The organism is Bacillus sp. NH11B, assembly GCF_001884205.1.
Classification (GTDB): Bacteria; Bacillota; Bacilli; order Bacillales; family Bacillaceae_G; genus Bacillus_A; species Bacillus_A proteolyticus.
Genome location: NZ_MAOG01000064.1, coordinates 52,033 through 68,112, shown reverse-complemented (window position 1 = coordinate 68,112; position 16,080 = coordinate 52,033). Strand labels below are relative to the sequence as shown.

16 protein-coding genes are annotated in these 16,080 nt (G+C 35.6%); 13 read left to right on the top strand and 3 right to left on the bottom strand.

The features are described from left to right. Window positions 1–12 precede the first annotated feature (12 nt). The 9 genes from hutU to BAU27_RS09685 all read left to right on the top strand — a co-directional run bounded on the left by hutU (window position 13) and on the right by BAU27_RS09685 (window position 11,015). A complete protein-coding gene (gene hutU / locus BAU27_RS09725) occupies window positions 13–1,671 on the top strand; it encodes a urocanate hydratase (RefSeq protein WP_071770770.1) in 1,659 nt (552 codons plus the stop codon). 12 nt (window positions 1,672–1,683) lie between these two features. Continuing rightward, entirely contained in the window at window positions 1,684–2,955 is a 1,272-nt protein-coding gene (gene hutI, locus BAU27_RS09720) for an imidazolonepropionase (RefSeq protein WP_071770769.1), read from the top strand. Next, complete coding sequence (hutG, locus tag BAU27_RS09715; protein ID WP_071770768.1) at window positions 2,934–3,905, top strand: formimidoylglutamase; 972 nt, start codon at window positions 2,934–2,936, stop codon at window positions 3,903–3,905. The genes hutI and hutG overlap by 22 nt, the downstream gene beginning before the upstream one ends. Before the next feature lie 294 nt (window positions 3,906–4,199). Continuing rightward, window positions 4,200–4,661, top strand: coding sequence for a CarD family transcriptional regulator (locus tag BAU27_RS09710; RefSeq protein WP_000486322.1), 462 nt, complete (start codon window positions 4,200–4,202; stop codon window positions 4,659–4,661). Window positions 4,662–5,262: 601 nt separating this feature from the next. Next, window positions 5,263–6,390, top strand: coding sequence for an alkene reductase (locus tag BAU27_RS09705; protein ID WP_071747697.1), 1,128 nt, complete (start codon window positions 5,263–5,265; stop codon window positions 6,388–6,390). A 67-nt stretch (window positions 6,391–6,457) separates the two neighbouring features. Continuing rightward, entirely contained in the window at window positions 6,458–8,032 is a 1,575-nt protein-coding gene (locus tag BAU27_RS09700) for an FMN-binding glutamate synthase family protein (RefSeq protein WP_071770767.1), read from the top strand. Window positions 8,033–8,465: 433 nt separating this feature from the next. Beyond that, entirely contained in the window at window positions 8,466–9,404 is a 939-nt protein-coding gene (locus tag BAU27_RS09695) for a ring-cleaving dioxygenase (protein ID WP_071770766.1), read from the top strand. Window positions 9,405–9,431: 27 nt separating this feature from the next. Beyond that, on the top strand, window positions 9,432–10,046 hold the full coding sequence (locus BAU27_RS09690; protein ID WP_116733507.1) for an alpha/beta hydrolase: 615 nt from the start codon (window positions 9,432–9,434) through the stop codon (window positions 10,044–10,046). Window positions 10,047–10,223: 177 nt separating this feature from the next. After that, complete coding sequence (locus BAU27_RS09685) at window positions 10,224–11,015, top strand: phosphotransferase (protein WP_071770765.1); 792 nt, start codon at window positions 10,224–10,226, stop codon at window positions 11,013–11,015. 136 nt (window positions 11,016–11,151) lie between these two features. Here the strand turns inward: BAU27_RS09685 and BAU27_RS09680 are convergent, their stop codons facing one another. Continuing rightward, window positions 11,152–12,684: a BA3702 family sensor histidine kinase gene (locus BAU27_RS09680; protein ID WP_071770764.1), complete on the bottom strand. Its 1,533-nt coding sequence runs from the start codon at window positions 12,682–12,684 to the stop codon at window positions 11,152–11,154. Between the two features lie 235 nt (window positions 12,685–12,919). Here BAU27_RS09680 and BAU27_RS09670 point away from each other — a divergent pair, with 235 nt between their 5' ends. After that, window positions 12,920–13,291 carry a VOC family protein gene (locus BAU27_RS09670; RefSeq protein ID WP_071747691.1) on the top strand — a complete coding sequence of 124 codons (372 nt, stop codon included), beginning with the start codon at window positions 12,920–12,922 and terminating at the stop codon, window positions 13,289–13,291. A gap of 20 nt (window positions 13,292–13,311) precedes the next feature. Here the strand turns inward: BAU27_RS09670 and BAU27_RS09665 are convergent, their stop codons facing one another. Then, window positions 13,312–14,121: a YitT family protein gene (locus tag BAU27_RS09665; protein WP_071770763.1), complete on the bottom strand. Its 810-nt coding sequence runs from the start codon at window positions 14,119–14,121 to the stop codon at window positions 13,312–13,314. Window positions 14,122–14,262: 141 nt separating this feature from the next. Between BAU27_RS09665 and BAU27_RS09660 the strand changes: the two genes are divergently transcribed. The 3 genes from BAU27_RS09660 to BAU27_RS09650 are packed head-to-tail and all read left to right on the top strand — an operon-like array spanning window position 14,263 to window position 15,803. Beyond that, entirely contained in the window at window positions 14,263–15,066 is an 804-nt protein-coding gene (locus tag BAU27_RS09660; RefSeq protein WP_071770762.1) for a protein phosphatase 2C domain-containing protein, read from the top strand. A gap of 15 nt (window positions 15,067–15,081) precedes the next feature. Then, the gene (locus BAU27_RS09655) at window positions 15,082–15,534 is read left to right on the top strand and encodes a peptidoglycan recognition protein family protein (RefSeq protein ID WP_071770761.1); all 453 of its coding nucleotides are present in this window, start codon (window positions 15,082–15,084) and stop codon (window positions 15,532–15,534) included. A gap of 17 nt (window positions 15,535–15,551) precedes the next feature. Beyond that, on the top strand, window positions 15,552–15,803 hold the full coding sequence (locus BAU27_RS09650; protein WP_002066602.1) for a DUF2164 domain-containing protein: 252 nt from the start codon (window positions 15,552–15,554) through the stop codon (window positions 15,801–15,803). Window positions 15,804–15,825: 22 nt separating this feature from the next. Here BAU27_RS09650 and BAU27_RS09645 read toward each other — a convergent pair whose 3' ends face one another. Further along, window positions 15,826–16,038, bottom strand: a complete 213-nt coding sequence (locus tag BAU27_RS09645) for a CsbD family protein (RefSeq protein ID WP_071770760.1) — start codon at window positions 16,036–16,038, stop codon at window positions 15,826–15,828. Window positions 16,039–16,080: the final 42 nt, after the last annotated feature.

Below are 16,080 nucleotides of genomic sequence, written 5' to 3'. Positions count from 1 at the left end.
GGAGAGATTGAAATGGAAAAAGTACAACAAACAATTCGTGCGGCAAGAGGTACTGAGTTACAAACGAAAGGGTGGGTTCAAGAAGCTGCACTTCGTATGTTAATGAACAATTTAGATCCTGAAGTTGCTGAAAAACCAGAAGAATTAGTTGTATATGGTGGAATTGGCCGTGCAGCTCGTAACTGGGAAAGCTACAATGCAATTGTTGATTCATTAAAAACGTTAGAGAGCGATGAAACGTTACTTGTTCAATCAGGAAAACCAGTTGCAATTTTTAAATCACATGAAGATGCACCTCGCGTTCTGTTAGCGAACTCAAACTTAGTACCAAAATGGGCGAACTGGGATCACTTCCGTGAACTGGAGAAAAAAGGTCTTATGATGTACGGCCAAATGACAGCTGGTAGCTGGATTTACATTGGAACACAAGGGATTTTACAAGGAACATATGAAACATTTGGTGAAGCGGCACGTCAACATTTCGATGGATCATTAAAAGGTACAGTAACACTTACTGCTGGTTTAGGTGGTATGGGTGGTGCGCAACCTCTTGCTGTAACGATGAATGGCGGTGTTGTGATCGCTATTGATGTAGATAAGCGTAGTATCGATCGTCGTATTGAAAAGAGATATTGTGATCTGTATACAGAATCATTAGAAGAAGCATTAACTATTGCAAACGAGTATAAAGAGAAGAAAGAGCCAATTTCAATTGGGTTGTTAGGAAATGCAGCAGAAATCTTACCTGAGTTAGTGAAGCGTAATATTACGCCAGATTTAGTTACGGATCAAACATCTGCTCATGATCCATTAAACGGTTATATTCCAGTAGGTTACACGTTAGAAGAAGCAGCGAAACTTCGTGAAGAAGATCCAGAACGTTACGTACAATTATCAAAAGAAAGTATGAAAAAACATGTAGAAGCAATGCTTGCTATGCAAGAAAAAGGCGCGATTACATTTGATTACGGAAATAATATTCGCCAAGTTGCTTTTGATGAAGGTTTGAAAAATGCATTCGATTTCCCAGGATTCGTTCCAGCATTTATCCGTCCGTTATTCTGTGAAGGAAAAGGACCGTTCCGCTGGGTAGCGCTTTCTGGTAATCCAGAAGATATTTATAAAACTGATGAAGTAATTTTACGTGAGTTTGCTGATAACGAGCATTTATGTAACTGGATTCGTATGGCTCGTCAACAAGTTGAGTTCCAAGGTCTTCCATCACGTATTTGTTGGCTTGGTTATGGTGAGCGCGCAAAATTTGGCCGCATCATTAATGAAATGGTGGCAAATGGCGAATTGTCAGCACCGATCGTTATCGGTCGTGACCATTTAGATTGCGGATCAGTAGCATCTCCAAACCGTGAGACAGAATCGATGAAAGACGGCAGTGATGCAGTAGCAGACTGGCCAATTTTAAATGCATTAATTAACAGTGTAAACGGTGCGAGCTGGGTATCTGTTCACCACGGTGGTGGCGTTGGTATGGGTTATTCACTTCACGCTGGAATGGTTATTGTTGCAGATGGAACAGAAGCAGCAGCAAAACGTATTGAGCGCGTATTAACTTCTGATCCTGGAATGGGTGTTGTCCGTCACGTAGATGCTGGATATGACTTAGCTGTTGAAACAGCGAAAGAAAAAGGCGTTAACATTCCGATGATGAAATAAGGAGGAGAAAACATGCTGGACACTTTACTAATAAATATCGGTCAATTACTAACAATGGATCAAGAAGATGGCTTGTTAAGACGGGAAGCGATGAACACGCTTCCTGCTATTGAAAACGGCGTAGTTGGAATTGAAAACGGCGTAATTACTTTCGTTGGAACAGCGGAAGAAGCAAAAGGGCTTCAGGCGAAAGAAGTTATTGATTGCGGCGGGAAAATGGTTTCTCCTGGTCTTGTTGATCCGCATACTCATCTTGTATTTGGTGGATCTCGTGAAAATGAAATCGCGCTGAAATTACAAGGAGTTCCGTACCTAGAAATTTTAGAACAAGGCGGAGGTATTCTTTCAACTGTAAATGCAACGAAGCAGGCGTCGAAAGAAGAACTTGTTCAAAAAGCGAAATTTCATTTAGACCGTATGCTATCTTTCGGTGTGACAACTGTAGAAGCGAAGAGTGGTTACGGATTAGATGATGAGACAGAATGGAAACAATTAGAGGCAACTGCGCAATTACAAAAAGAACATCCAATCGATTTAGTTTCCACATTTTTAGGTGCTCATGCAGTTCCGAAAGAGTATAAAGGTAGATCAAAAGAATTTTTACAATGGATGTTAGACTTACTGCCAGAAATGAAAGAGAAGCAATTAGCTGAATTCGTCGATATTTTCTGCGAAACAGGTGTGTTCTCTGTAGAGGAATCAAAAGAATTTTTATTAAAAGCGAAAGAGCTTGGCTTTGATGTGAAAATCCATGCAGATGAAATCGACCCTCTTGGTGGTGCGGAAGCAGCAGCTGAAATTGGTGCAGCATCAGCGGACCATTTAGTTGGCGCTTCTGATAAAGGAATTGAAATGCTTGCAAACTCTAATACAGTAGCGACTTTATTACCAGGAACGACTTTCTATTTAAATAAAGAAAGTTTTGCACGTGGACGCAAAATGATTGATGAAGGTGTAGCGGTTGCTTTAGCTACAGACTTTAACCCAGGTAGCTGTCCAACTGAAAACATTCAGCTTATTATGAGCATTGCGATGTTGAAACTGAAAATGACACCAGAAGAAGTTTGGAATGCCGTAACAGTTAACTCTTCTTACGCAATTAATCGTGGTGATGTAGCTGGGAAAATTAGAGTTGGTCGTAAGGCGGATTTAGTTTTATGGGATGCTTACAATTATGCTTACGTACCGTACCATTACGGCGTAAGTCATGTAAATACAGTATGGAAGAACGGTAATATCGCATATACAAGAGGTGAACACTCGTGGAGCACGGCCACTATTTAAAGAAAAATGCAAAATTTATTGATCGTGAAGTAACGAAATGGAGTGAGATGATTAAAGATTGGGAGGAAGGCGTAGAAATATTCGGTGCAGCCTTAATTGGTGCACCCCTTTCTAAACCATCTATTAGTCATTCAGGGGCATGTTTTGCACCGAAAACAATTCGTACGATGTTAGATGCATATAGCACGTACGCAATTACAGAAGAACACGATATGAAAGAAAGTGTTCTTCATGATTGCGGTGATATTACGATGCATGTGACAGATTTAAAAGAAAGTCATAACCGAATTGCGAAAACAGTTGGTCACTTGACGAAAGTAAACCCGAAAATGATACCGATCGTTCTTGGTGGTGACCACTCGATTAGTTTCCCGAGTATAACAGGTTTTGCAAATAGTAAAGGAAAGGTCGGTATTATTCAATTTGATGCCCATCATGATTTACGCAATTTAGATGATGGTGGTCCATCAAATGGTACACCGTTCCGTAGTTTACTAGAAAATGATGTGATTACAGGAAAACAACTCGTTCAAATCGGAATTCGTAATTTTTCAAATGCACGTACGTACCATGAATATGCAAAAGAGCATGGCGTGACAGTGTATACAATGAAAGATGTAAGAGAGCGAGAAATAAAAGATCTTATTTCAGAAAGTATTGAAGTATTAAGAAAACAAGGTGTGACTTCTATTTATATTTCTCTTGATATGGACGTATTAGACCAAGCGTTTGCGCCAGGCTGTCCAGCAATTGGTCCTGGTGGAATGGATAGTACAACTTTACTTGATGCAATTGAATTCCTTGGTAAAGAGCCACTCGTTCAAGGGATGGATATAGTAGAAATTGATCCAACTCTTGATTTTAGGGATATGACGAGTAGAGTAGCTGCGCAAGTGATTATGAGTTTTCTTTTAGCGCGAGAAACGATTAGTAAACAGGTTAGTATATAAGCGAAGAATTGTGCGTGTGAAGTTTTGAAGTAACCGCTTTTGTCTTTCATGTTGCACATTATATAAAAATACATCGCTACTTATATGTAGTGATGTATTTTTTGTTTTACAAGGTATATAAAATTGGAGGAAAAGGTAACAAAAATGCGGGTTTTTTAGTGTTTCTGTACAGATTGAATTTTTATGTGTAAATAAATTGACATGGAAAATATTTTTGTGATATTATAAAAATTTTGCTAAAAAAATAAATGTGTGTTATGCTTGAGAAGGTTACCATATATGGAGGTGGATTATTTGTTTCAAATTGGCGATAATATTGTTTATCCAATGCACGGAGCAGGTATAATTAAAGCCATAGAAGAAAAGGAAATTTCAGGAGAAAAACAACAGTATTATGTTATAAAAATGTCGGCTAGTAATATGGAAGTAATGATTCCTATGGGGAAAATATTGAATTCAAATATACGACCAGTTACAACTCTAAAGGCATTAACACACATAATAGATGTTTTTCAACATGGAGAATCAGATAGATTACTTACGTGGAAACAAAGGTATAAATTGAACACTGATAAAATAAAAACGGGTAAAATACAAGAAGGTGCTGAAGTTGTACGTGATTTATTACGTATGCAGAAAGAAAAAGCACTTAATGCAAGCGAAAAGAAAATGTTAGATAACGCACATGAATTTTTGATTAGTGAACTGGGATTAATTGAAGGTATCACAGAAAATCAAATAAAAAGCTTTTGTTAAGATTCATTGTAGATAATGTATTACATCCCAAAAAAGATCTTGAATTTTTTGGGAATATAATTATAGAGAATCAATCATTTCAAAGACATTCAACTCTTTCAAACCACTTTTAGAGCATTAACCTCTTTTGTTATTACTACAATCTAATCCATTTTTATTTTTTAATTTCTTTTACGAATGTTCGAGGTTTAATTAAATAACTCGATAAAATAGTTACTTGATTTTTGCAATCCTGATTCACACTGGCACGGACGAGGAGCCGTAAGGATGAAAGAGAGGTAGGGCTTTCATTGTTTTAGGTATATAAGTTATTATTTTTAGAAGAATACTGAACCACTCCCACTTCTATTGTTAAGAGATTTTCCATATGTGAGGAGATAATAATTGTTTATTTTCTTTATGTAAAAGAGATAAACGAATTGTTAGCCTTATATGGTCAACTAAAAAAGGTTTCCTAATTAGGAAACCTTATTAATTTTTGTTTTTATCATTCTGTTTGTTTAATATTCGAATTTATAATGGCAAAGACGTATAAATTGACGTTACTATCTAAAAGTAAGTATGATGCGATTGTAGTAAGAATTTTTTAGGGGGAAGAAAAATGACAAGTTCAAATAATAAAGCAGCGAGTATTTATGAAGGAACAAATATAAACGCTTGGGGCTCTTTTGAAAATATTGAAAAGACGAAGTTGTTTGATCCGATTCAAATAGGTTCTTGGTCTCTTCGTAATCGTATAGCAATGGCACCGATGACGAGATGTTTCGCGGATAATGAAACAGGAGTAATTGGTGCTGATGTAGTCGAATACTATAGAAAACGTGCTGCTGATGGATTGGGATTAATTATTACAGAAGGAATTGTTATTAGTCCGAGAGCAAAAGGGAATCCAGGAGTACCAGGTATTTACACACAAGCGCAAGTCGATTCTTGGAAACCTGTTACAGAGGCAGTACATAAAGAAGGCGGAACGATTATTGCTCAAATATGGCATGTTGGCCGTATGAGTCATCACGAAATAATTGGTGGTCAAATGCCACAAGCACCGTCTGCAATTGCTGCGGAAGGGAATGTTCCGCGTTTTCGTAAACCGTTTGATACACCAGAAGCAATGACGTTAGCAGAAGCAAAAGAAGTTATCGGTCAATACGCACAAGCTGCGAAGAATGCGATAGAAGCTGGGTTTGATGGAGTAGAAATCCACGGTGCACACGGATATTTAATTGATCAGTTTACTTATGAGTTTGCGAATAAGCGTACTGATCAATACGGGGGAGACTTAAAGCAAAGGTTAACGTTTATGAAAGAAGTAACGGAGGCTGTAATAGAAGTGGTTGGAGCTGATAAAACACTTCTTCGCTTCTCTGCTTTCAAAGGTGATAATCCTACTTATATGTGGGAGAACCCTGAGCTTGCAATTGAAACGTTTGTAAATATGTTCAAAGAAGTTGGATTAACGATGATTCACCCTTCAACGATGAATTATACGCAAGTTATTGCTGACGAAATGAATTTTCATCAATTAGTAAGAAAGTATTGGGATCGTACTATCGTAGGAGTAGGTAATTTAAATCCGAAAGAGGCAGAAGAAGCACTGCAAGAAGGAACAATTGATGTAGCGGCATTTGGAAGACCATTAATCGCTAATCCGGATTTTGTTCATCGAATTAAAAATGCTGAAAGTTTAGTTGAATATGATGCGAAAGAGCATCTTGCTACGTTAATTTGAATAAGGATAAAAGGAGAACACATGAAGTGTTCTCCTTTTATTATGGAATTTCATAGGGGGAAGCGGGATGAGTGAAACTCTACTCGTTATTATTAGTATATTGCTCTTTTGGATGTTACTTTTAATTGTCTTTTTTATTATTACATTTTTTATAAAAAAACGGACGCACCATTCTATATTAAAACTGCATCCATACTTAGGAAGAATGCGCTATTTACTTGAAAAGATAGGACCGGAATTCCGGCAATACTGGTTTGATCATGACACGGATGGAAAACCTTTTTCACGTTACGATTTTCAAAGTGTTATGTTCTTAGCGAAATATCGTTCTGAAATACTTGGTTTTGGATCGAAACGAGATTTTGATGCATCTGGCTATTATATTGCTAATACATTGTTTCCGATTTTAACAGATGAATTAAGTGTAAATCTCACGAAAGAAAGTGAGGGGAAAAAGTATGTAATTCATAAAGAAGGATTATTTTCAAGAAGAGAGAAATTGACAGCGGATACAACAAATCTTTGGTTATATGAAGATGACGATGCAATTATAGTTGGTGAAAATCGTAAATACCCATGGAAGCTACATGGAATGTTTGGAGCATCAGCGACATCTTACGGTGCGATTGGAGAGAATTATATTTTAGCTAGCGGTTTTGGTGCGAAAATGGCAGGTGGATCGTGGATTAATACTGGAGAAGGGGGTGTAATTCCAGAACATTTACATACAGGTGCGAATATCGTTGCACAAATTGGTCCAGGGTTATTCGGATACCGTGATGAAGACGGGAATTTTTCAATGGAGAAATTTATGGATAAAGCGAAAGAAAGTAATATTAAGGCGTTCGAGTTAAAATTTGGGCAAGGTGCTAAAATACGTGGTGGCCATCTAGAGGGACAAAAAGTAAATGAGAAAATTGCTTCTGTTCGGAACGTACGAGAAGGGGAGACGATTAATTCACCGAATCGATTTTCATTTTTAAAAAATGCAGCGGATACACTTTACTTTATTCAAAAGTTGCAAGAAAACGGTGGTAAGCCAGTCGGGATGAAAATCGTAATTGGACAGCAGAAGCCTCTGGAAGATTTATTAAAAACAATGAGTGAATTAAATATTTATCCAGATTTTATTACAATTGATGGTTCAGAAGGTGGATCGGGTGCTACGTATAAATCGATGGCAGATAGTATGGGACTTCCGCTTATACCCGCATTACTTACATTTATTGATACAGCAAATCATTTTGGTGTTCGGGATAAATTAAAGGTGTTTGCCTCTGGGAAATTAGTCACACCAGATAAGGTGGCGATTGCTTTAGCTATCGGTGCAGATGCCGTAAATTCAGCACGTGGATTTATGATGGCGAGTGGCTGTATTATGGCACTTCAATGTAATTCAGGACAATGCCCATCGGGGGTTGCAACTACAAATCCACACTACCAAAAAGCATTAGATCCGTATGAGAAAAAATGGCGAGTAATGAACTATGTTATTAGTATGAGATATAGTTTGTTTTCATTAGCGGCAGCAGCAGGGGTAAAGAGCCCACGCCATTTAACAAGAGAACATATTGTATTTAAAGATGAGATGGGGAGGGTAGTTGTTCTGTCGGAATTGTTTCCTGCTGTAAGTGAGAAGTAAATATATAGTAGAACAAAAAATATTGGTAAAAGTCATACATTTGTATGGCTTTTTTGATTATAGTAGTATGGGTATTAGTTATCAGAATATTGCTTTTGATGAAAAAGTGAAACGATATACTCATTGACAATAAAAACTAATTAGATTATAATAAATCTCGAATTCAAGATAAATTTTAAGGGTAGTCAAAACAATAAAAAATTATTTTAAATAATGTTAAACTAAGTATATTGTAAGAACTGTAATTTTTTTGTAAATTATCTCGAATTCGAGATAATTTCTGAGCTGAATGAAATGTGTTAGTTCTTTAGAGAAATACCTCAATTTTGAAAAAGATAGTATTGCGGATTGAACTTTATCATATGGACAAAATGAATAATGAAATTTAGCGAATAAACGTTTTTTGTAATGAAATAAAAAAGGAGTGGAAGAAATGGGAAAGAAAACAATGGGAATCCATCATATTACAGCAATTGTAGGACATCCACAAGAAAATGTAGACTTTTATGCTGGTGTATTAGGGTTACGTTTAGTGAAACAAACAGTGAATTTTGATGATCCAGGTACGTACCATCTTTATTTTGGTAATGAAGGAGGAAAACCTGGAACAATTATTACATTTTTCCCATGGGCAGGTGCTCGCCAAGGAATTATTGGAGACGGTCAAGTAGGAATTACTTCTTATGTTGTGCCAAAAGGTGCAATGGAGTTTTGGGAAAATAGATTAGAAAAATTTGATGTTTCGTATACAAAGATGATTCGATTTGGAGAACAGTATATAGAATTTGATGATCCACATGGTTTGCATATAGAATTAGTTGAAAGAGAAGAGGGCGAATTAAATAATTGGAATTTTGGAGAAGTCACACCAGAAGTAGCAATTAAAGGATTTGGCGGAGCTGTTCTTTTATCTGCACAACCTCAAAAAACAGCTGAATTATTAGAGCATGTTATGGGTCTTGAGAAAATTGGAGAAGAGGGTGAATTTGTTCGATTCCGTTCTTCTGCTGATATTGGAAATATTATTGATTTAAAATTATCAACAATCGGACGCGGTCAGATGGGCGTTGGTACAGTTCATCATATTGCTTGGAGAGCGAGCGACGATGCTGATCAACTAGATTGGAGAGAACATGTATCTCGCTTTGGGTACGGTGTAACTCCTGTGCAAGATCGAAATTATTTTAATGCGATTTATTTTAGAGAACACGGGGAAATTTTATTTGAAATTGCAACAGACCCTCCTGGTTTTGCCCATGACGAATCTTTAGAGACGATGGGTGAGGATTTAAAGTTACCGGAGCGATATGAAACACATAGAAAACAGATTGAACAAACACTTTTACCATTTGAAGTGAGAAATTTAGACTAAAGTGATTGGAAGGGGAAAAGAATTATGATGAAACATGTTTTTCAAAAAGGAAAAGATACGTCAAAACCAGTATTGTTATTACTTCATGGTACAGGTGGTAATGAGTTAGATCTATTACCGCTTGCAGAAAGAATTGATCCAAAAGCTTCTGTATTAAGTGTTCGTGGAAATGTATTAGAAAATGGTATGCCTCGTTTCTTCCGCCGATTAGCAGAAGGTATTTTTGATGAAGAGGATCTTGTTTTCCGTACTAAGGAATTAAATGAATTTTTAAATGAAGCAGCAAAAACATATGAATTTGATAGAGATAATATCGTAGCTGTTGGGTATTCAAATGGAGCAAATATTGCAGCGAGTTTATTATTCCATTATGAAAATGCATTAAAAGGTGCTATTCTTCATCATCCAATGGTCCCAAGAAGAGGGATAGAACTTCCTAATTTAGTAGAGAAAGCGGTGTTTATTGCTGCTGGAACAAATGATCCAATTTGTTCACCTTCTGAGTCAGAGGAATTGAAGATGCTATTAGAAAACGCAAATGCTAATGTAACAATGCATTGGGAAAATAGAGGGCATCAATTAACGATTGGTGAAGTAGAGAAGGCAACAGAATGGTATGAAAAAATGGTTTCACAGGCATAAATGATAGACTAAAACGGGTATAAAATCTTTATGATTTTATACCCGTTTTTTGTTGTAATTTAAGGGATTAAAAGAGAATAGGAAAACTATGTTAAAATATAAAGAAAAGTAAAGGGGTTCCTGTTTGTTAATGAGCAGGAGTGTGGATTTTTCTAATAATGAGGGGGAAACTATTAGATGGAAAACTACGAAAATGAAGAAATGCTAACGGGAGGGAATGTTTCAAACGTATATCGTTCGGAAGATACTGTTCGACGAGAATTAAAGAAAGGCAGTACGAAAATTCATAAGCTATTAAAACATTTGGAAAACAAAGGTTTTAGTTATGCACCAAAGTTTTTAGGTATTGATGATAAAGATAGAGAGATATTATCATTTATTGAAGGGAAAGCCGGTAATTATCCTTTAAAAGAGTACATGTGGTCTAATGATGTTTTAAAAGAAATAGCGAAGATGCTCCGTCTTTATCATGATGCTGTGAGTGATTTCCCGTTATCAGATGATTGGAAACCGATGGATAATACTCCAAATAAAATAGAGGTTGTATGCCATAATGATTTTGCAATATACAACATTATTTTTAATAACGAAAAACCAGTAGGTATTATTGATTTTGATGTTGCTGGTCCTGGACCAAGACTTTGGGACATAGCCTATACTCTTTACACCTGTGTCCCATTAAGTAGAGTTTATTATAAAGAAACAGGTGAGGTAGTTTATTATAGTTCATTACAGCATGCGGATCGTATAAAGCAAAGGGTTAAATTATTTTTTGAATCTTACGGTGGGGGTATGGAAGAAGATTATCTGGAGATGGTATTGCTACGATTAGAGGGATTATGTAAATACATGAAAAGAAAAGCACTAGAAGGCGATATGAACTTCCAAAAGATGATAGATGAAGGGCATCTTGAACATTATGAAAATGATATTCAGTTTATTCGTAAACATGGAAAAGAGTGGATTTAATAAAATAAATCGTATACAAAAATAAAGCTCAGAGTCATATAGGGACTTTGAGCTTTTTAACGTATTAGTGTAGATGTTTTCCACAATAACCCAACTACTTATAACAGATGTCTTTTACTATATTAATGTAGCATAGTTAAGAGTTTGTTACAGGCTGGGCTGTAGCAATCGGTAATTGGATATCGACAGTTGTTCCTATGTTTAATTCACTGGAAATGAATAATTTACCGTGATGCTCTTGAATGATTTTATAGCACATCATTAAGCCGAGGCCAGTTCCTTTTTCTTTCAAGCTATAAAAAGGTTCGCCAAGACGAGCCATGCGCTCTTCAGGAATCCCACAACCTTCATCAATAATGCGTATTGAAACAAAATCATTTTCTAACGAAGCTGTTTGAATGAATATGTTACCACCATCAGGCATCGCCTCGATTGCGTTTTTTAATATGTTAATAAAAACTTGTTTTAATTGATTACTGTCACATTGAATGTCAGAAATATAATCGAAATGATCCATGATGATATGAACGCTATGCATAATTGCTGTTGGTAAAATAAAAGTTACAACTTCTTCAATTAATGCCTGTACGTTGCATGTATGAATAGATAACACTTGTGGTTTAGACATCGCCATAAATTGGCTTGTTATAGATTCCATTTGTGAAATTTCACTCAACATAACGTCCACATACCATTTATTTTCCTCATTTATTTCTGGATGCAATAATGTTAAAAATCCTTTTAATGAAGTGAGTGGGTTTCTAATTTCATGGGCAATTCCAGCTGTCAGTTGTCCTACTACTGCAAGCTTTTCGGATTTTCGTAATAACTTTTCAGTTTCTTTTAGTTCGGTAACGTCCCTTCCCATCACTATAAGACCTTTGCGTGAGCCATCAGGGTGGAAGAGTGGGACCTTTGAAATACTTAAAATTAGGTCGAAATCATCTCTATGTATAATAAATTCCTCTCCGTGAAGAATTTGTCCTTTTTGCCATGTTAGTTCATCAACTTCTTCACAATGCAAAAAAGCTTCCCGATACGCTTCGTTATATTGAATGAGTTCATTATCTCTTTTTCCATGATAAGGAACGTTATGGAAATTGAAACAAGAAAGTGCATAGTCATTCGCTTCAAGCCAGCGCCCTTCATGATCCTTAAAAATAACAAACGCAGGCATTGAATTCATTAATGTGCGTAATCGTTTCTCACTCTCTTGTAATGTTTTCTCAATTCTTTCTGATTTTTCAAGGGGTTTCATAATGGCGTATACACCTGTTAAACGGTTTTCAACAAAAATAGGAACTAATTTTGTTACGACATCTAGTGAATATCCGTCTTTATGATAAATAGAGACGATATACTCTTTTTGATTGTCAGCTGCAGTATTTTTTATGTATTGTAGTACTTGATCAAAAATATGTGCTTCTAAAATAGAAGTGATTATTTTTCGCTCTAATTCGCTAGAAGTATAACCCAATATTCTTTCAGCAGCGGGGTTAATATGTAAAATAACTCCTTCTAAATTCAATGAAATAATACTATCAGGATTATGTTCAAAAAGAGATGCATACATTTCTGCTAAAGAACGATTTTGTATATGGTTTCGCAAGCGTCCAGATACGTTCGGATGACGCTTTTTTTGAGTAGATGAATATTTTTTACGACTCATAATATTTCCTCCGTACAACTAGCATCTAAAAAGATTAATCTAGTACTAACTATAATATAGGTGCAATGTGTATTTCTATAAAAAATGGAAATTATATAATAAATTTTCTTTTTTATTTTTAGTGTAAGGTAAAAAAAGGTGATAATAAGAGAATCTTATATTGCTTTATTAATTTTTTCTAAGTTACATGAATGTATTTTCGTTATAACATTAGAATAGAAGAGGGGGAAGGAATATGAAAAATTATATTCAAGGAATTGATCATGTACAAGTAGCCGCGCCCGTAGGATGTGAAGAAGAAGCACGAGAATTTTATGGTAATAAAATTGGTATGGAGGAAATCCCCAAACCAGAGGAATTAAAGAAGCGTGGTGGGTGTTGGTTTAAGTGTGGAAATCAAGAGATTCATATCGGAGTTGAGCAAAACTTTAATCCAGCTAAAAAAGCGCATCCAGCTTTTTATGTTTTGAAAATTAATGAATTTAAACAAGAGTTAATAAAGCAAGGTGTTGAAATAATAGATGATAATGCACGACCAGATGTGATTAGATTTTACGTGTCAGATCCGTTTGGAAATCGAATTGAATTTATGGAAAATAAAAACTAGGTGGAGGTCCACCTAGTTTTTTACGCTTTTCTAAACAATCCTAATACTTCAACAGTCTCCGTAATATTAACGAATGCATGAGGATCAATTTCGGAAATCGTTAGTTTCATACTTGCTAACTCTTCACGAGAAACGACTGTCATAAGTACACGTTTTTTCTCGTTTGAATAAGCACCTTCACCATCCAGTAATGTAATTCCGCGTACTACAGTTGAAAGAAGCTTTTTTTTCATTTCTTCTGCTTGATTTGTTACAATCATAAGTGTAACTTTACGATGCTTCGTATGAACGGCATCAATTACTTTACCAGTTACATAAATTGAAAGTAAGCTTGTAAGGGCAACATCCCAAGTGAAGAAAAATCCTGCAATGACAACAACAACAGTATTTAATACAATAAGGAATCCACCAAGTTTAATATCTCGCTTACGAGATAACAACATACCGATAATATCAAATCCACCAGTTGAACCATGGCAGTTAAAGACAAGACCAATACCAGCTCCGGCGATGACACCGCCAAATACAGATGATAAAAGTGGGTCTGTTGCCACGACTTTTACAGGAATATAATATAGTGCAACAGATAATACAATTACAGAGACAACTGTGTTAAAAATTACTTTTTTTCCAAGACCTATGTATCCTAAAATAAGGATAGGTAAGTTCAATACAAAGTTAATAATACCTGTGTTCACAGGGGTTGCAATTCCTAAAATAATAGCAATTCCACCAATTCCACTACTCAAAATTTTATGGGGGATAAGGAAAAGATTAAAGGCAATTGCAATAATAATAGAACCAAAAATAACACCAAGAAATCTGACCATCTCTTTCCCGTCCTTCACTAAATAATCATATTATTTCAAGATTATATATGAAATTGAAAGTTTTGGGTAAAAACAGTTTATTTCGGGAAGTCGGAGTAGTCTAAAAAGTTTGATTTTTTAAAAGTGGAAGGGGATACAAAAATGGAGATAATGACGTATCAACAGAAAAGCCCTTTAAAACAAGAATGTGAGGATTCATTTTTTTGTAATGAGCATAACATGATGTACGGTGTATGTGATGGCGCAACACCGCTTGTCCCGTTTCGTGATGAAAAGGGACATAATGGAGCATACATCGCTTCGCATTTATTTGTAAGTCATTTTACTTCATTACGGGAGATTAATAGTTTAAAAGTTGAAGTGGCAAAAGCGAATGCGTTATTACAGAACAAGATGCTAGACTATAAGGTTGATACGAGAAAAAAAGATCATTTGTGGTGTACATGTGTTGCGGCAGTTCGAATAGTTGACGAAAAACTGGAATATGCACAGCTAGGTGATTGTATGATTGTCGCAATCCTTCAAAATGGAACGATGCAAGTATTAACGAAAGATACAGTTCAAGGAATTAGTAAACGTGCAAAAAAGAAGAGAGAAGAGGATCGAAAAAAAGGTTTACCAGTCCCGGAAGAACAAATTTTTCAGGATGTTCGGGAACAGTTGAAATACAATCGTTATCTTGCAAATATGCCAAATGGCTATTCAGTCGCAAATGGTATGAAGGAAGCGATGACCTATTTACAACATGGAGAATTACATGTAGCTGACGTAAGTGGGATCTTTATTTGTTCAGATGGATTGTTCCACCCAGAGTGGTCGTTAGAACAAACTGTAGCATATATAAGAAAGAATAGTATAAAAGAATATGTAGCAATCATTGAAGAGTTAGAAGGGGAAAATAGAATAAGACCAGATGATAAAACAGTTATTATGATTGATTTTTAAGGGGAGGAAGTTCAAATGGAAATTAAATGTGTAAATTTAACATTTCAAGATGAATTAGTTCCTTTAGAGAAAGTAAATAAACTGATTATCCACCATACGTCAGAAGATGGATGGGATGTGTATAAAACTCACGAATTTCATCAAAAGGTAAGAGGATGGAGCGGGATTGGTTACAATTATTTTATTGAAGAAGATGGAGCTGTGGTCGAAGGGCGAGGTTTACATATTGGAGCACATGCGAAAGATAATAATAGTGACACAATTGGAATATGTATGACGGGAAATTTTGATAAATATGATCCAACTACCCCGCAAATGAATTCATTATATTCTTTATGTAAAATGTTTATGAAGCAGTTTGCCATAGAGAAAGGAAATATACTCGGCCATAGGGAGTTAGAAGGGGTTACAAAAACTTGTCCAGGAAATCGCTTTTCTATGGTAGAGTTAAGAAAAGTATTATCTTAAATATAGAGGAGTAACGAATGATGATGAACATAAAAATACCAAATGATAAAAAAGAAGAGCTTGTAGCACAAATTCAGCAATTTTTCGTTGAAGAAGATTTAGATGAGATTGGACGTTTCCAAGCAGAACGTTTAATAGAAGAAATGATAAAGTTAGTAGGACCATTTGCATACAATCAAGCAATTGGAGATGCAAGAAAACTTGTAAGTGAGAAATTAACGAATATTGAAGAAGATTTATATGTGTTAGAGAAGAATGAGGGTAAATAAAAAAGAGCCAGATGGCTCTTTTTTATTTGTTTTCTTTATGTTCTTTATATTCATGTATTTTCTCTTTTATATTACCGACAGTATCTTTTGCATTACCTTTTACTTTATCCCATTTTCCTTCGGCTTGTAATTTTTTATTGTCAGTTACTTTCCCAACAACTTCTTTTACTTCGCCTTTTACCCTATCAATGGCACCTTCTACTTTTTCTTTTAAACCATAATCATGTTTAGTCATACATTTCTCCTCCTTGTAGTTTGATTAGAATTCTCTTTTCAT